Source organism: Planococcus maritimus (assembly GCF_001687625.2).
In the GTDB taxonomy this organism is placed as follows: Bacteria; Bacillota; Bacilli; order Bacillales_A; family Planococcaceae; genus Planococcus; species Planococcus maritimus.
In genome coordinates this window covers 2,039,233-2,055,717 of sequence record NZ_CP016538.2, presented here as the reverse complement: position 1 = coordinate 2,055,717, position 16,485 = coordinate 2,039,233, and the positions used below count along the sequence as shown (strand labels likewise).

The window sequence follows — 16,485 nt, the reverse complement described above, 5'->3', positions numbered from 1 at the left end:
TAGAGGTTAAACTTTAAATTCCATTTTGATGATGCCGGCTTCGCGTGCTGAAGTAAAGAGAATGACTAGTAACGGACCGATGAAAAAGCCAAGGAAGCCGATTAATTGAAGGCCAATAAACATGGCAATTAATGTAGCAAGAGGAGAAAGGCCGATTTGAGTTCCCATCACTTTCGGTTCGACTGTTCTTCTGATGACCAAGAGCACTAAAGCCAAAATAGCCAATTGCGTGCCTTGAACGACATCGCCGACGATGAACATATAGATGAACCAGGGCGTTAGCACAATAATTGATCCCAGAATCGGTATGAAGTCGATGACCCAAATAACGAGCGACATGACCAAAGCATATTCTGGTGCGATAAATAATAAGGCAATCAAGGCCACGGCAAAGACAATCAAACTGACAAGAAATTGGGCTTTTAAAAAGCCAAAAACAACGTTATTCAGCCTGGCGACCATGAAGCGTACTTTCTCAGCTGTCGATTCTTTCATACGGTTGAACATCATGCCTTTCAAATCCATTAAATCGAGCATGAACAGGAACAAGGCGATGAGAAAAACGATGAAGCTCACTAAAAAAGAAGGAATGCCGGTCAATAAATTAGTGACCGTATCGTAATTGACAAAGGTTAAGATCCAGTCACGAATGCCTTCTGCGAAAGCGATCATTTCTGTTTCGAAAGAATTAACGACTTCAACGGGCATTTCCGCAGTAGAGCGCAAAAAGAACGCTTCTACTTCGCCCCACATATGAGAGAGGGAATTGGTATACTCAGGAACCATTTTAGAAAATTGTATAATTTGCCCAACCAATTGCGTAATGATCCAGTAAACCAAGCCAGAAGCAATGACAAGGAATAGGATGAACACCGTGATAACTGCGCCTTTCCGGTCCCATTTGAATCTTTTTTGTACAAACTTAACAAAAGGTTCAAGGAAGATGGCGGTAAGCAATGCGATGATCAAAGGGACTGCAATCGGCAATATGTATATAGAGATTAACACTATTATAGCGATGACCAGCAATATGGTTGCCAGTTTTTTATTAAACCACTTGCCCACGATAAACCTCCTTCAATTGGTTGCGTAACATTCTTTGCCAAAGCATTTGTTTAAAAAAACCGCAGTTCGTATTGAACTGCGGAAATTTTATGCTTTAATTTCGAACTCGGCAACTTCTTGTTTAATGGAAGCCAAAATTTCAGCACCCGTTTTCAAAAGGTGATCCGGGAAATGCTCGTCTTCACCATATTCGATACCGTGCGGGTAGTAATGCTTGCCAATTACTGGCTTCAAAACGCGGACAGTCGCATCGTTGGCATCGACATCTCCATCGATGGCATATGCAAACACGCGCAAGTAATAAGTGCCTTCACGGACGATGAATTTGCGGTCGTATGTGACGCGCTCATAATCCCACTGGCCTTCTTTCGTTAAGCCATGCTTGTTCATGATGTCTTCAAGCAATGTAATATCCACTTCGATGTTCTCTAGTCCTGTATTTTCAAAATACATGGGATCTCCTCCTCTATAACAAAAAAAGACTGAATGCTTCTTTAATAATAGATCATATTTTAGGTACATGCAATGGCTAGATTGTGTCAGAATGCAGGCGGCTGTTATAATGAGAAAAATGGGTGTCAGGAGCTGATTCAGTGAAGGACTTGTTACGCATCATGATTTTCTTGGCGATTGTCCTAATTGGACTGTTTTACTTGGACCCGTCAATCAGCGAGAACGAATTATTAGAAGCGCCGCGCTCAGCGGATCCTTTGCCGGCTGACAATTTGATGGAACCGGTCCTTGATGTGGACAGGCCAGCAAGTGGGCTTTCTGTCCATATCGGCGAGCCGGCGGAAGAATGGCTGGCAGAGCATGGCAAGCCAGACCGTATCGAGCCATCCGCGTTCGCTTACGAATGGTGGGTATACGATACGGCATATTCTAATTTCGTCATGGTTGGAGTGAAAGAAGGCCGTATTATCCAAATATATGCAGCTGGGGAGTCTACGGATGTCGAGCCCTATACGATTGGGCAAACCTTAGCCGACCTGTACAGGTTCACAATTGTCGAAAACGAAGTGACGGTCAAATACGGCACTAATACGTATACATTCAATTTAAGCGAGCAGGATATGGATAAACGGATTCTAGTTAGCTTTGAAGATCTTTATGCGCAATTGTATATTGACGCGGAAGACCAACAATTAGAAGCGGTCAGGTTTATGGATGCTGAGACGCTGATCCGCCATCAGCCTTACGATATGATGTATTCTGGCGATTTACTCGTGACGCCAAGGCCGTCATCGACTTTACAGCGATCGATCGATGATGCCAATGCGAAACAATTGGTCGATTTGACGAACGTCTATCGGCTTCGCCATCATCGTTCCTTAGTTAAGGAGAATATCGGCATCAATATATTGGCTGAGCAGACGAGCGAAGAAATGGCGCGCACGGAATTCACATCCGCAGAGATGGAAGTAGAAGATCTTGAAGCCCGTCTGCAAGGGGCAGATATCCCGTTCGACCTGGCCGCAATCAATACAGCTTCGCGGTATTATGATGCAGCAGAGACTTTACATGGCTGGTTCAATTCCCCGAGCCACAGGGAAACTTTGTTAAATACGCAGTACAACCAGATAGGTGTCGGTGTATTCGGCAAGTACTACAGCCAAATTTTGCTGAAACAAGATCCGAGTGTACATGAAAGCCAATAAAGCAACATTTGCTTCCGAGTTGCCGAATGGGCTAGCGCCGTATTCGGAAGTGAACAGTATATGAATCCGGAAAACAATCTGATATGATGAAAGCGTAGAGGAGGAATGCAAAGTGATCATGACCTACGAATGGGTTAGTATAACTGACTCTGCGGACGAGCTGAGTGAAATGATACTGCAATCAGAGCAGGCCGCGACATACCGCGATGCCTATGACTCTGTCTATAGCGATACACAATTGGCAAGGGAGATCCACGACTTCGCCAGGCTGAAGGAGCTGTACGAGGAAGTGCAGCGCTTCGGCAAATACCATCCCGATTACAAACGGGTGATGAAGCAGATCCGAGTCGACAAACGCCGGTTGGATTTGAACGAGAAAGTGGCAGAGCTGCGGCTCGCGGAAAATGAGCTGCAAGACTTGATGGATCAAGTTAGCTTCATTCTCGGCCGGTCGGTGTCAGAAGCGGTCAAGATTCCCTCGAGTAATCCATTCTTTTCATCGGATTCTTCTTGCGGAAGTGGCTGCGGCACAGGAGGCGGCTGTTCTTGTTCAGCCTAATAAAAAAACTGCAACCCCAAAGGGTTGCAGTTTTTTTATTAGCGTGTTTCCTCAAGTGCCGAGATCAATTCAATAGCGATATCAGGGCGGTCCGTGATGATGCCTTTAGCACCAGCGTGGATCAGCTTCTCCATCGATTCCTTATCATCGATGACCCAATAATGGACCGGGACATTCAAACGGTCCAAAAAGGCGATGAACCGTGCAGAATCGAGGCGGAATACCGAATGCTTCACCGGAATTTGCAAGACATCCGCACGCGGTGCATATAGATGGCCGAACTGGCTGTTGAAAGAAGCGAAAGCCTTGCGCACTTCATTTTCACCAGCGCCAAGCGCGACACGGTTTTGTGCGTATAAATTGAAACGGTCAATTTGTTCGTCGTAGAAGCTAGTGACGACAACGCGGTCTTCTGCACCCAAAGATTCAATCAAGCGCCATAGCTTGGATGGCACTAGACTGCCCTCATACGTATCCGGTGCGTCTTTAATGTCGATGTTGATATACATATGAGGGAATTTTTCCATCAATTCGCGCAGAAGGACAACTTTTTCGCCTTTTCCGCGATAGGAATGTTCACCATGCTCATCGACGAAATGATAACCAAGGTCAAGTGTGCGTAATTCATCGAGCGTCATTTCAGCAACGCGACCGGCAGACCCGGAAGTGCGGTCGACGAATTCGTCGTGGAATACCAAAATTTCTTCGTCGTTCGTCATGCGGATATCGATTTCAAATCCGTGGACCCCGAGTTCTGCTGCACGGTCAAAGGCAGCCATCGTATGTTCCGGTGCGAGCGAACTGCCGCCGCGATGGGCCAAGACAATTGGATGTCCATAATCGAGAACGGCTTTTTGCGGCCGTTTTTGCGGTTCGGTAAATGCTTTTGAGCCAGCCCATGCTGCGGCACCGACAGCGGCTGCTGCCAGGCCGATTTTCGTTTTCTTACCCATTATGTATTACCCCCTGTTTTGGTAGTATCCACATTATAGCGGAACGCTCTACTTGCTGTCAGTTTATTCGGTTGCGGCTTTTTTTAGACCTATGGTATTCTAGACTTTAGAAAAGAGGGATAGATATGCATGATCGCCAAGGTCTGATTGTCTATGTGCATCAGCTCAAACAAGCAAAATCGTTGCGGAAGTATGGGCACGTCCATTTCATTTCCCGCAAATTGAAATATGTTGTTGTCTATATGGACCAGGAAAAAATTGAAGCCACGAAAGAAAAACTATCCAAACTGCCGTATGTCAAGAAAGTGCTGGAATCCCAGCGTCCTTTCCTTAAGACGGAATACGAAAACGCCAAGCCGGATAAAGCAAAAGAATACGATTATAAAATCGGCTTGTGATCATTGCATCGGCGGAATATAATGGTTGAGCCTGAGGATGGCAATGAGATGGCCAAAATAAAGTTTGGTGTCCGCGTATTGCGAGGAATGCTTAACGTCCATGCGAATTGGCTCATGGCCTAATTGCTTAACTGTTTCCTCGAACACCGCCAGTCGCTTCGAGCCGTCCGGTATGCCTTCTCTGCATAGATAAATCGGCATGAAATTGCCTTCTTGTGCTGGGCGGAAGGCAGCAGCAACGGAAACGACGGGCTGGCCGTCTTTCGTTTTTGAAACGAAAACGAATCCATGCATAAACCGTTCTTTATTGCTCTCCATTAATTGGCGAAGTTCATATATATCGCCGTACCCTTCTCCGAGCTCGATAAAACGTTGTATCATTTAAAACACGTCCTTTCCAGAATTCATTCTAACATTAAGGACAGCACTTGCAGTACTAAAATGATAAAGTTAGAGGCGATAGTATGCGTGTAGTAGCAGGGCAAGCGAAAGGCTTACCTTTGAAAGCGGTTCCGGGAAATTCAACGAGGCCGACAACCGATAAAGTAAAAGAATCCATTTTTAACATGATTGGCCCATTTTTTGACGGTGGAACAGCAGTAGACTTGTTTGCCGGTAGCGGCGGCCTTGGCATTGAAGCTTTGAGCCGCGGTATCAATCATGTCATTTTCACCGACAAAGACAAAAAAGCCGTGGAAACGATCCACGCAAATCTGGAAAAAACCAGATTGCAAGAATCAGCGGAAGTTTACAAGGCCGATGCCGAACGCGGCTTGAAAGCTATGAAAAAAAATGGCGTAAAGGCGCGTTTATTGTTTCTCGATCCGCCTTATCATATGGAAAAATCGTATGGCCTAATGGCAAAAGCAGTAGAACTGGGCCTTCTTGAAGGCGGAGCCATCATCGTCTGCGAACATGAGCGTGATATTGAGCTGCCAGACGAAACAGCAGGATGTATTCGATATAAAAAGGAATTATATGGAAATACAATTATTTCAATTTACCGCTACCAGGGGGAAGAGGGAGAAAGCATTGACTAAAATTGCAGTAGTACCGGGAAGTTTCGATCCGATTACGATGGGCCATTTGGACATTGTTAAACGGGCAGCGTCCATTTTCGATGAAGTGAAAGTGGTAGTCATGAACAATTCCTCGAAAAATCCATTATTTGATGTAGACGAACGGATGGCATTGATTGCGGAAGTGACTAAGTCCATTCCGAATGTGACAGTGGATTCGTTTGCTGGCTTGCTGATTGACTACGCGGTAGAAGTACAAGCCAATTCGATCATCCGCGGCTTGCGTGCCGTGTCGGATTTCGAATACGAGATGCAAATCACCTCCATGAACCGTTTTTTGAATGAAAACATCGAAACCTTGTTTATGGTGTCCAACAACCAATATTCTTTCCTTAGTTCGAGCATCGTCAAGGAAGTGGCAAAATACCAAGGCAAAATTTCCGGACTGGTACCGGAAGCAGTGGAAAAAGCATTAATAGAAAAGTTCAAATAAGTCACGTACTACGTGGCTTTTTATTGTGGTGTGAACAAAAAGGAGAGGATATGCGTTGAAAAGTAAAAAGCTATGGTTTTTTGTGCTAGTGATGGCGCTTGTCGTATTTGTCAGCTCCTACCGGCTGGATGCGTATATTTCACGCCCGGGAGATGCATATGAGCTATCGCCTCTTGTGGAAGTGGCAGGGCGTGATGAAGACGATGCAGGCACGCTTAGCCTGATGACTGTCACAATGTTCAATGCCACGCCAGCACTATACGTAATGGCTCAATTTCAGGAAGGTTATAAAGTGCTGGACCCGGAACAAGTGAGAAGTCCTCATGAAAGTGATGAGGAATACAATGTTAGGCAATTGAAGCTTATGTCCGACTCCCAAGTCAATGCGCTGCAAATAGCCTTTGAAGAGGCGGGCAAGCCGTATGAAGTATTGAGCAAAGGTGTTTTTATCTTGAATGTGCTAGAAGATGGGGCTGCTGCCGGGATATTGTCCCCTGGAGACCGGTTATTGGAAATTGATGGACAGGCCTATGGTTCGATGGAAGAATTTCTTGATTATCTAAGCGGAAAAAAAGTGGGGGATGAAGTGGAATTGGTGATAGAGCGCGATGAGCGCACCATCACCCAAAAAGTCACACTCGCCCCACTGCCGACAGAGCCTGAGCGTGCCGGCATCGGTATTTCTTTTGTAGAAGACAAGGAAATTGAAACGACTCCAAATGTTACGATTGATTCTGATACGATCGGTGGTCCGTCCGCAGGGCTGATGTTCACTCTGGAAATTTTGAATCAATTATTGGACGAAGATATTACCCAAGGATACGACATTGCCGGTACTGGCACGATGGAAAGTGATGGAACGGTCGGACCCATCGGTGGGATCGACCAAAAGGTCATTGCGGCAGACCGTGCGGACATCGATATCTTTTTTGCACCGGATGATGAGGCCGACTCTGACTCGCCAAGCAATTTTGACTTAGCGGTTGAGACGGCAGAGAAAATTGGTACCGATATGAAGATCATTCCTGTCACCGACATCGATGCGGCACTCGATTATTTGTCGGAACTTTCACCCAGGTAAATGGGCGGTGTCGTGTATTCTTTTTTCAAGGAATCTGCGCCAATCGCTTGAAGGTAAAGGGTTGAGGCACGGATATCGAGCTGTCCCATATTCCCGGTCAAATCAGCTGCACGGCTGATGATAGGGAGTGGGATAGCTTTTTTCTGTCCGTTCAAGAACTGCCTGCCATGCGATGTCATGCCGAGCAAACGAATATACTCCGGATGTTTAGCGGCTTGAGCTTCCTGATGGGTGTAGCCAGTGAAAATATGCGTCAGCATGCGCTGAATGCGCGTGCGGGTAAAGCGTTTGCTTTTCACTCGGTTAATGAAGATATCGAAGGTTTCCGAACGCTTTGCTGCCTCGTGGATTAAATTTTCGATGCCTTCTGTCACTTCGGCAAAACGGGAAAGTGCTTTTGGCCCTTCGCGCAAAATCGTAAAACGCAGCATCGGATAAAATCTCTGCCAATCGACAAAGCCTTGCTGCTCCAAGTGAACACGTTCAAGCAATCGAATGCTGCTCGAGGGTAAATAAGGCGATAGTTGGTTGAGCTCTTCACCTTCAAAGAAGGCATTGCGGATACCGGTCGCACTGGCGATTGCGCTGCCGGGCTCTAATGGGTCGTGATAGCCTGCGCCGATGCGCTGGATCGTCAATGGTTTTATCGGGCTGCTGAGCTTATGTGCGGCTTCGATATAATGATAGCCGAGAATATTGTTCGGTTTGGTTAAATCGGCATAACCCTCACTGCCTTTGGTCAAAGTCAGGTAAGCATCATTTAGCGCTTTCGGGTAGCTGATTCCAGTCTGGATTCTATCGTGGATAATCTGGTTGTAGCGCTCTCTTTCTGTGCTCAATAGCTTCAGGCTATTTAGAAACGGTTCGATTGTGCCTTGCTCGCTCCCGAAGCAAAAAGAAGAACATCCGGCCGCGTCGAGCAATTCAATCGCACCTCGCGCAAACTCTGAAGCCTGTGCCGTTGCAAAAGCATAGGGCAGTTCGATGACCACATCAACGCCGGCTGACAATGCCATTTCTGTACGCGTCCATTTGTCGGCAAACGCCGGCTCGCCACGCTGAAGAAACTGACCGCTCATGACGGCTATGACGATGTCAGCGCCTGACAGTTCTTTTGCTTTTGCCGCGTGATGCAAATGACCATTATGAAAAGGGTTATATTCAACAACGATTCCTGTCGCTTTCATTACAGCACCTTCTTTTGGTATGATTAGTTCTAGTATAACGATGAGCGAATTATGGTGACAAGATTTTTTCTTGACATCGTTTGTTCTACATTATATAATCAACTTTGTTGTCTTGAGGTGATTACTTATGAAAATAGCGATTCAACAGCTACAAAAGTATCGTAACGACGGGATGCCAATTGACCAGTATGTTCAATTGGATGAGGCGAAAAAGCGCAATAGTGATATTCGCGCCGTATCTCCTATACACGTCACAGGACACTGTACGATTGGTTCGCAACAAATGACGTGCATGCTCCATCTTGAAGGGACGCTAACGCTGCCCTGTGCAAGAACTTGGGAAGATGTCGAATACCCGATCAGCATCGACACTGTGGAAATCTTCGATTGGTCTGAAAAAGGCCGTGAAGAAGGCGAGAACGAATACGTTCACACAGTAACGACTGAAGTTATCAATCTTCAGCCGATTTTAGAAGAGCTGATCGCCCTTGAAGTCCCAATACAGGTCTTTAAGGAAGACTCGGAACAAACCGTCATCAAAGGCGGCAACGACTGGTCTTATTTGTCAGACGAAGAAGTTCAAGCAGAGAAGGAAGAAGCACAATCAAAACCGGATCCAAGACTGGCTGATTTAGCCAAGTATTTCGATCAGACAGATGAATAGAATCATTGTAAGGAGGTGTCACCAATGGCTGTACCGTTCAGAAGAACATCCAAAACCGCTAAAAGAAAACGCCGTACGCATTTCAAGCTTTCCGTACCTGGTATGGTAGCGTGCCCAAGCTGTGGCGAAAGTAAATTGGCTCACCATGTCTGCAAAGCATGTGGATCATACAAAGGCAAAGAAGTAGTAGCTAGCAAATAAAACAGTATTTGCTGCGAGAAAGGTTATCTGGAGGCCATGGCTCCGGATAACCTTTTTCATTTGCCGAAAAACAGGTAAAATAAAACCTGAGGTGAGCAAAACCATGGCGTATACAATTGAAAATCATAATGGAATACTGACTTTTACCATCGACCGGCCGCATATCCGCAATGCCGTCAACGAACAAGTAATGGTGGGCTTTGAAGAACTGGCCATCCGTGCAAGCGAACAAGACATTCGTTTTGTCATCATCACCGCAACAGGTGAGCAGGCATTTTGTTCAGGCGGAGACTTGTCTGTGTTCCATGAACTGAAGACCGAACAGCAAGCTTGGCCGATGCTCAATCGCATGGGAGAAGCTTTGTATCGCATCAAAACGATTCCTGTCCCGGTCATCGCACTCGTTAACGGCACTGCAGTCGGCGGGGGCTGTGAGATTGCCACGGCTTGCGATTACCGGCTGGTCAGAAGCCATGCCAAATGTGGGTTCATTCAAGGAACGCTCGCCATCACGAGCGGCTGGGGCGGCGGCACTTATCTATTTGAAACCTTAAAACATGACGCGGCACTGAAGATGCTCAGTGATGCACGTGCCTACTCTGCGGGTGAACTGCTTGAGAACGGCTGGGCCAGCGCCATCATCGAGGAGGACGGGGATATCGAACGATTCCTGGCGTCAATGAACCGTGTGCTGCCGTCTGTGCATCATGCGTATAAAGCAATGGCAATTCGTAAATGGCAGGAAACGAATTTGAAACAGCGGGTCGATCACGAGATTCGTGAGTGCGCTAGATTGTGGGAACAAGAAGCCCATCATCAGGCTGTGGATGGATTTTTGAACAAAAGCAAAAAATAAGTCTCCTCGGAGGCTTTTTTTAATGGCAGAAGATGCAATAGTCTTGTAATGAAACCTAACAGGCGGAACATTATGGAAAATATTTTTTTGAATAGTTGAAATCGCTTACAAAATTCGTATATGCTAGAGAAGGGAGAAAACTTAGGGGGTATTTCATACATGAAAAAAATCCTGATTGCCAACCGGGGCGAAATTGCGCGTCGAATTATTCGCACATGCGAGCGCCTCGGCATCGAAACCGTTGCGATCCACTCAGAGGCGGATGGGGAACTGCCTTATGTGAGTGAAGCGACAGAAGCGGCAGCGATCGGTCCAAATCCGGTCGCACAGTCTTATTTACAAGCAGATAAAATCATTGAAGAAGCCCTAGCACGCCAGGCAGATGCAATCCATCCGGGTTATGGGCTATTATCGGAAAACGCTGATTTTGCGCGCAAAGTCACAGAAGCGGGACTCCTCTTCATCGGTCCGAAAGCTGAGGTCATCGAGACAATGGGAGATAAGCTCGGTTCGCGGCGTACGATGAAGCAAGCAGGCGTGCCGGTCGTGCCAGGGACAGCTGAAGGGGTCTCAGATGTTGATGCGGCTGTCTTGGCAGCAAAAGAGATTGGTTATCCGCTGATGTTAAAAGCGAGTGCGGGAGGCGGCGGCATCGGCATGGTGTTGTGTGAAAGTGAGCAAGCGCTCACTCAACAGTTCGATTCGGTTAAAAATCGTGCGAAGGCGTATTTTGGAGACGATATTGTTTATTTAGAAAAGTTCATCGCCAATGCACGTCACATCGAAGTGCAGATCTTCGGTGATGAGTCGGGCAATATTGTTCATTTGTTCGAGCGCAATTGCTCTGTGCAGCGCCGCAATCAAAAAGTTATCGAGGAATCGCCATCACCGGATTTGCCGGAATCTGTAAGAGTCAAGCTGTGCGAAGCAGCTGTCCAAGCGGCACGTGCGGTCGATTACACGAACGCCGGAACGGTCGAGTTCATTGTCGATGAAAATAACAATTTTTATTTCCTAGAAATGAACACGCGTTTGCAAGTGGAACATCCGATTACAGAAGAAGTGACAGGCGTTGACTTGGTCGAATGGCAAATTCTTGTGGCCAGGGGTGAATCCTTGCCTGCGCAAGAGACAATCCAGTCAAAAGGCCATTCGATTGAATATCGAATTTATGCGGAAGACCCAAAAACGTTCTTCCCATCTCCTGGGACATTATCTGTCTTGAAATGGGGCGCTGGGGCACGCATCGAAACCGGATATGAAGAAGGCAACAAAGTAACGCCTTTTTACGATCCGATGATTGCCAAAGTGGTGTTGACAGGCGCTACAAGGGAAGAGGTGCTGGAGAAATCCAGAACATTCTTCGATGAAACGGCAATTGAAGGCGTGAAGACCAATTTGCCGCTCTTTGACCGCTTCATTGAATCAAAATCATTTATTAATGGAAATTACGCGACCGCTGTATTAGCTCAGTGGCTTACACAACAAAAGGAGGAAAAAACAGTATGAAACAACTAACAGCATCTATGGCCGGAACGGTCTTAAACATTGCAGTCAACGAAGGGGATTCGGTGTCGGCGGGTCAAACCGTTATGACGTTGGAATCCATGAAAATGGAGATTCCAGTCGAAGCGGAATTCGGCGGGCAAGTCGAAAAAATCGATGTGGAAGTTGGCGGCTTTGTCAACGAAGGGGACACATTGGTAACGCTCGGCGAATAAGGCATTTGAATCCAAAGGGGTGGAAGAAATGACGAAAACGACTGAAACGACAGGGTATAATACACGGCTCGAAGAAAAGCTTTCCAAGATTTTCGCGGGCGGACAAGAGAAATACCATGAAAAATTAAAAGAAAGCAATAAACTATTTGTCAGAGACCGCTTACAGCTGTTGTTTGATGAAGGTGATTATATTGAAGACGGCCGCTTCGCGAACGTAGAAGCGGGAGATCTTCCGGCTGATGGCGTCGTCACGGCGATCGGTAAAGTAAATGGCGAAACCGTTTGTGTGATGGCGAACGATTCTACCGTTAAAGCAGGGTCATGGGGTTCACGGACAGTGGAGAAAATCATTCGCATCCAGGAAACGGCTGAAAAAATGCAAGTACCGATGTTGTATTTGGTCGACTCAGCAGGGGCACGCATTACCGATCAATTAGAGATGTTCCCAAACCGCCGCGGCGCAGGACGCATTTTCCATAACCAAGTGCGCATGTCCGGCATGGTGCCGCAAGTATGTTTGTTGTTCGGACCATCTGCAGCGGGCGGAGCATATATTCCGGCGTTTTGCGACATTGTCATCATGGTCGAAGGCAATGCTTCCATGTATCTGGGCTCACCGCGCATGGCTGAAAAAGTCATTGGCGAAAAAGTGTCACTCGAAGAGATGGGCGGGGCTCGCATGCACTGTACCGTCAGTGGTGTCGGTGATGTGTTAGTTGCGACAGAAGAAGAAGCGATTTCAGAAGCGCGCCGCTATATGGCATTCTTCCCGGCGAACTTTGCCGGCAAGCCTGAAGTGGCCGAAGCGAAAGCGAAAAAAGCGGGACGCAGCCTGGAGGAAATCATTCCGGAAAACCAGAACGCGCCGTTTGATATGTACGAATTAATTGATCAATTGATCGATGAAGACAGCTTCTTCGACATCAAAAAGCTATTCGCGCCGGAATTGATCACCGGTCTTGCACGCATTGATGGCCAAGTGGTTGGCATCATCGCCAACCAACCGAAAGTAAAAGGCGGCGTGTTGTTTGGGGATTCTGCTGACAAAGGCGCTAAGTTCATCAATTTATGCGATGCCTTCTCGATCCCATTATTGTTCTTGGCTGATGTACCCGGATTTATGATTGGGACGAAAGTCGAACGTGCCGGCATTATCCGCCACGGCGCTAAATTCATCTCCGCGATGAGTGCGGCCACAGTGCCGAAAATTTCGGTCGTTGTCCGCAAAGCCTATGGCGCTGGTTTATATGCTATGGCAGGTCCGGCATTTGAGCCTGATGTGTGCATTGCGCTTCCAACGGCGCAAATTGCCGTCATGGGACCTGAGGCGGCCGTCAATGCAGTTTACTCCAATAAGATTGAAGCCATTGAAGATCCGAAAGAGCGCTTGGCTTACGTTCAGCAAAAGCATCAAGAGTATAAAGAAGAAATTAATATTTACCGGTTGGCTTCAGAGCTCATCGTCGATGAAATCGTGGCGCCTTATGCACTTCGCGACGAATTATCGAAGCGCTTGTCGATTTATGCGACAAAAGATTTGCCGTTGCCATATCGAAAACATCCGATCATTCCTGTATAATGAGTAATAGACGTGGAGTCTGCCAAATTGGCAGGCTTCTTTTTTAGCAGACGCACAAACAGCGCGGCGTCTATCTATGATTGCTCTGAAAAAAAGGAGGGGTTTCCATGAAATTTGCAATTATCGGCGGAAACGCCCAGGCATTGTTGCTTGCGCATTTATTAAATAAACAAGGCGAGGTTCAGCTGATCATCACAAATGAACAACAAGCCGCTGAACTAAACGCTAATGGCCTCGTATGTGGCACAGAACAACAGCAAATTGCCGTACACACCGATTTTGAACAGGTGGACCCGGATGCTTACATAGTGATCACGATTCATTCAGAAGAACTGCCGCCTATATTAAAGTTGCTGAAAATTCGACGGCCGAGCAACCCGCTCATTTTTGTCCAACAAGGAATGCTTTATGTAGAAAAAGCTCGATTGCTGGCACATCGCCAAATCGCGGCTGCCGTATTGGATTGCGACGCAGTCAAAGTCAGCGCGCACGAAATCAAGTACACCAAACTGCCGCAGCTCAGCCTAGGCTTATTAAAAGGCGAAGCGCAGCGATTCGATTCGCTCACAGCAGTGGATCAAATCACCGTGCAATGGACAGACGATATCGAAACACGCCTGTTCGAGCAGCTTTTGAGGGATAGCCTCATCAATCCGTTGACAGCGTTGATGAAAATCGAAAAAGGGCGGTTGATTACCGACCCGAATGCCTATGAGTTGTTTCGCAATCTGTACAACGAAATGTATTTGGCTTTTCCGGAAATTGAAAGCTTGCAGCCGATTGAGCGCGTCGCGGCCTATTGTGCCTCGCGCCCGGCAGAAATATCGTCTATGCTCGCAGATCGCCTAGCCGGGGATCCGATGGATGTTGATGGCCTAATGCTCTATATCCTCCAGACCGCGAAGCTCGACCTGCCTTTGTTTAAAGCATTTTATCATTTACTAAAGACTGTTGAGGAAACCTGATGAAATGGATATCTATTGCTGGGAACGTTTTGCTTTACGTCCCCTTTATCTTATTTTTAGTCGTCTATGCATTGAGCTATAAATCCAAAAAACGCAAAGCGCTTGGAATCGCTGCTGATATCACTGCCTTTCTATTGTTTTTTTCGGTTCCGGCCTCACTCGATTTGCTGTTCGACGTGAAAGTGCAGCCATTCATCTTCATGGCGGCCTTATTGTTTGCTATTATTTTGCTGATTCGGGAATGGAAGACCCAAAAAGAACTGGAAGTGATCAAGTTCTTACGCAAGATTTGGCGGATTTGTTTTTTGGCGCTCTCTGCGATTTACGCTGCCACGTGGCTTGCTGGACTGATCTTTTTAGCGGTCCAATCATTTCGCTAAGCGGATTTTTTCTCATGCCATCCTCCTTTTGTTATAGTAGTCTTTGAATGTAAAGCGAAAAGGGGATTCAAATTCATGAAATTAGAGGAAAAATACATACCGCCATCCTCCAAGTTGATGGTTGATTATACAAATAAAGAACAAAAAATAATGCATTACTTTTCCTATCAACCTTCTTTGGAACGGGCTGAAAAAAGACTGGAAAGCTTAAATGACCATCCAGTCGATCGAAAAAAACTGGCAGACATCGTCGCAAGCTATATGGAACCTTTCGGGATATCTGAAGCAGCTAAACAAAACCTTGCGCATTTTGAATCGGGCGCATCAGTCGTAGTGACTGGCCAGCAGGCGGGATTGCTGACGGGGCCATTGTACACAGTACATAAAGCGATTTCCTCGATTTTATTGGCAAAAGAAGCTACGGATAAACTTGGGACACCAGTCGTTCCGGTTTTTTGGATCGCTGGAGAAGACCACGATTTAGCAGAGATCTGTCATATCTACCGTGAAACAAATGGACGTATCGAGAAACTGAATTATCCCCATGCAAAGTTAGGGAAAAGCGCAGCATCGCATGCACCACTGAAAGCAGAAGAGATTGAGGCGTTTTTAGAAGAATACTTCCGCAGCTTGCCGGAAACGGCCCATACGAAGGAAATCCGCTCTCTCGTGTTCAGTCATTTGGAAAAGGCGGATACGTTTACGGCGTTTTTCGCAAGCCTGCTCAACCATTTCTTCGATCATCAAGGTCTGCTTTATATTGACGCTGCGGACAAGCAATTGCGCGCCTATGAGGGAAGCTTTTTCTCGAAGCTCATCGAAAATAGTGGAGCGATAGCGAAAGCGGTAGTGGAAGCTGAAACAGCACTTGAAGCGGACGGCTATAAGGCTGGAATCGATGCCAAAGAAGAAGCGGCACATCTGTTTCTTACGATCGAAGGCGAGCGCCTATTATTAGAGCGCGAGGGAAGCCATTTTGTGGTCAAAGACACGTCAGTGAGCTTTACTCAACAACAACTTTTGGACATTGCAAAGCGCGAGCCTGAACGCCTCAGCAATAATGTAGTGACACGGCCATTAATGCAAGATTTCGTCTTTCCGGTACTGGCCTTTGTTGGTGGGCCAGGAGAGATTGCCTATTGGGCGGCGCTAAAAGGCGCATTTGAGCTGATGGACATGGAGATGCCGATCGTCATGCCGCGTCTCAGCGTTAGCTTAATCGACAGACGGACGGCTAGTTTGATGGAAAAGCAGCAGTTGAGTTTTGAAGATGTGGTTGTTGAGCGGAAAGTTCCTCAGCTACGAAATGAACTGTACGAGCATATTAGAGATGAAGAAACGGAAGCGAAAATCGACGAAGTCAAGAAAGGTTTGACTGAAGAGTACGAAGAACTGATCAGCCGCTTTACGGCAGTCAGCGCCGGTCTCACGCCATTAACTGAGAAAAACTTGCGGATTCATTTGAAGCAGCTTGACTTCCTCAAGCATAAACTTCAGGATGAAGTGGCTATTCAAAATAGCACGCAATTCAACCAGCTTGCGGCAATCGAAAATGCTTTATTGCCAGAATCAGGGTTGCAAGAGCGTATTTACAATCCGATTCCTTATTTGAATCAATACGGCAAAGGCTTGATAGAAGACCTATTGGACCTGCGGATGAACTACGACAACACCCACAAAATTGTCATTCTTTAACTTGGAAAAGC

At 46.7% G+C, this 16,485-nt stretch carries 20 protein-coding genes; 15 read left to right on the top strand and 5 right to left on the bottom strand.

Annotated features, from left to right (window positions below):
* Positions 1–6: 6 nt before the first annotated feature.
* Positions 7–1,065: a sporulation integral membrane protein YtvI gene (gene ytvI / locus BBI11_RS10360; RefSeq protein WP_068463014.1), complete on the bottom strand. Its 1,059-nt coding sequence runs from the start codon at positions 1,063–1,065 to the stop codon at positions 7–9.
* An 87-nt stretch (positions 1,066–1,152) separates the two neighbouring features.
* Positions 1,153–1,518 carry a YugN family protein gene (locus BBI11_RS10355; protein ID WP_068463011.1) on the bottom strand — a complete coding sequence of 122 codons (366 nt, stop codon included), beginning with the start codon at positions 1,516–1,518 and terminating at the stop codon, positions 1,153–1,155.
* Positions 1,519–1,658: 140 nt separating this feature from the next.
* Here BBI11_RS10355 and BBI11_RS10350 point away from each other — a divergent pair, with 140 nt between their 5' ends.
* Both BBI11_RS10350 and BBI11_RS10345 read left to right on the top strand, forming a co-directional pair.
* Positions 1,659–2,723, top strand: coding sequence for a CAP domain-containing protein (locus BBI11_RS10350; RefSeq protein WP_068463009.1), 1,065 nt, complete (start codon positions 1,659–1,661; stop codon positions 2,721–2,723).
* Between the two features lie 112 nt (positions 2,724–2,835).
* Positions 2,836–3,282: a YlbF/YmcA family competence regulator gene (locus BBI11_RS10345; protein WP_068463007.1), complete on the top strand. Its 447-nt coding sequence runs from the start codon at positions 2,836–2,838 to the stop codon at positions 3,280–3,282.
* A gap of 38 nt (positions 3,283–3,320) precedes the next feature.
* On the opposite strand, the gene BBI11_RS10340 is transcribed toward BBI11_RS10345, so the two are convergent.
* Complete coding sequence (locus BBI11_RS10340) at positions 3,321–4,235, bottom strand: glycerophosphodiester phosphodiesterase family protein (RefSeq protein WP_068463005.1); 915 nt, start codon at positions 4,233–4,235, stop codon at positions 3,321–3,323.
* 125 nt (positions 4,236–4,360) lie between these two features.
* On the opposite strand from BBI11_RS10340, the gene BBI11_RS10335 reads away from it, so the two are divergent.
* Positions 4,361–4,633 (top strand): YlbG family protein, encoded by a 273-nt coding sequence (locus tag BBI11_RS10335; protein WP_068463003.1) that lies wholly within the window; start codon positions 4,361–4,363, stop codon positions 4,631–4,633.
* Here the strand turns inward: BBI11_RS10335 and BBI11_RS10330 are convergent, their stop codons facing one another.
* Positions 4,634–5,014 carry a DUF7147 family protein gene (locus BBI11_RS10330; RefSeq protein WP_068463001.1) on the bottom strand — a complete coding sequence of 127 codons (381 nt, stop codon included), beginning with the start codon at positions 5,012–5,014 and terminating at the stop codon, positions 4,634–4,636. It abuts the gene before it with no gap.
* An 83-nt stretch (positions 5,015–5,097) separates the two neighbouring features.
* Here BBI11_RS10330 and rsmD point away from each other — a divergent pair, with 83 nt between their 5' ends.
* From rsmD to BBI11_RS10315, 3 genes are read left to right on the top strand one after another with little or no spacing between them, the layout of a single operon-like run.
* Positions 5,098–5,673, top strand: a complete 576-nt coding sequence (gene rsmD / locus BBI11_RS10325; protein ID WP_068462999.1) for a 16S rRNA (guanine(966)-N(2))-methyltransferase RsmD — start codon at positions 5,098–5,100, stop codon at positions 5,671–5,673.
* Positions 5,666–6,145 (top strand): pantetheine-phosphate adenylyltransferase, encoded by a 480-nt coding sequence (gene coaD, locus BBI11_RS10320; protein ID WP_068462997.1) that lies wholly within the window; start codon positions 5,666–5,668, stop codon positions 6,143–6,145. Before rsmD ends, coaD begins: the two co-directional genes overlap by 8 nt.
* 55 nt (positions 6,146–6,200) lie before the next feature.
* A complete protein-coding gene (locus BBI11_RS10315) occupies positions 6,201–7,226 on the top strand; it encodes a SepM family pheromone-processing serine protease (RefSeq protein ID WP_068462996.1) in 1,026 nt (341 codons plus the stop codon).
* On the opposite strand, the gene BBI11_RS10310 is transcribed toward BBI11_RS10315, so the two are convergent.
* Entirely contained in the window at positions 7,199–8,413 is a 1,215-nt protein-coding gene (locus BBI11_RS10310; RefSeq protein ID WP_068462994.1) for a nucleotidyltransferase, read from the bottom strand. The genes BBI11_RS10315 and BBI11_RS10310 overlap by 28 nt on opposite strands.
* A gap of 127 nt (positions 8,414–8,540) precedes the next feature.
* On the opposite strand from BBI11_RS10310, the gene BBI11_RS10305 reads away from it, so the two are divergent.
* The 9 genes from BBI11_RS10305 to bshC all read left to right on the top strand — a co-directional run bounded on the left by BBI11_RS10305 (position 8,541) and on the right by bshC (position 16,474).
* Positions 8,541–9,077 carry a YceD family protein gene (locus BBI11_RS10305; RefSeq protein WP_068462992.1) on the top strand — a complete coding sequence of 179 codons (537 nt, stop codon included), beginning with the start codon at positions 8,541–8,543 and terminating at the stop codon, positions 9,075–9,077.
* A 24-nt stretch (positions 9,078–9,101) separates the two neighbouring features.
* The gene (rpmF, locus tag BBI11_RS16250) at positions 9,102–9,278 is read left to right on the top strand and encodes a 50S ribosomal protein L32 (protein ID WP_082799159.1); all 177 of its coding nucleotides are present in this window, start codon (positions 9,102–9,104) and stop codon (positions 9,276–9,278) included.
* 103 nt (positions 9,279–9,381) lie between these two features.
* A complete protein-coding gene (locus BBI11_RS10300; protein ID WP_068462990.1) occupies positions 9,382–10,134 on the top strand; it encodes an enoyl-CoA hydratase/isomerase family protein in 753 nt (250 codons plus the stop codon).
* A 159-nt stretch (positions 10,135–10,293) separates the two neighbouring features.
* Complete coding sequence (locus BBI11_RS10295; protein WP_068462988.1) at positions 10,294–11,643, top strand: acetyl-CoA carboxylase biotin carboxylase subunit; 1,350 nt, start codon at positions 10,294–10,296, stop codon at positions 11,641–11,643.
* On the top strand, positions 11,640–11,855 hold the full coding sequence (locus BBI11_RS10290; RefSeq protein ID WP_068462986.1) for an acyl-CoA carboxylase biotin carboxyl carrier protein subunit: 216 nt from the start codon (positions 11,640–11,642) through the stop codon (positions 11,853–11,855). Before BBI11_RS10295 ends, BBI11_RS10290 begins: the two co-directional genes overlap by 4 nt.
* A 28-nt stretch (positions 11,856–11,883) precedes the next feature.
* Complete coding sequence (locus BBI11_RS10285) at positions 11,884–13,434, top strand: acyl-CoA carboxylase subunit beta (protein ID WP_068462985.1); 1,551 nt, start codon at positions 11,884–11,886, stop codon at positions 13,432–13,434.
* Between the two features lie 107 nt (positions 13,435–13,541).
* A complete protein-coding gene (locus BBI11_RS10280) occupies positions 13,542–14,399 on the top strand; it encodes a ketopantoate reductase C-terminal domain-containing protein (RefSeq protein WP_068462982.1) in 858 nt (285 codons plus the stop codon).
* A complete protein-coding gene (locus tag BBI11_RS10275; protein WP_068462980.1) occupies positions 14,399–14,779 on the top strand; it encodes a DUF3397 family protein in 381 nt (126 codons plus the stop codon). Before BBI11_RS10280 ends, BBI11_RS10275 begins: the two co-directional genes overlap by 1 nt.
* A 75-nt stretch (positions 14,780–14,854) precedes the next feature.
* Positions 14,855–16,474 carry a bacillithiol biosynthesis cysteine-adding enzyme BshC gene (bshC, locus tag BBI11_RS10270; protein WP_068462978.1) on the top strand — a complete coding sequence of 540 codons (1,620 nt, stop codon included), beginning with the start codon at positions 14,855–14,857 and terminating at the stop codon, positions 16,472–16,474.
* The last annotated feature ends 11 nt before the right edge of the window (positions 16,475–16,485 follow it).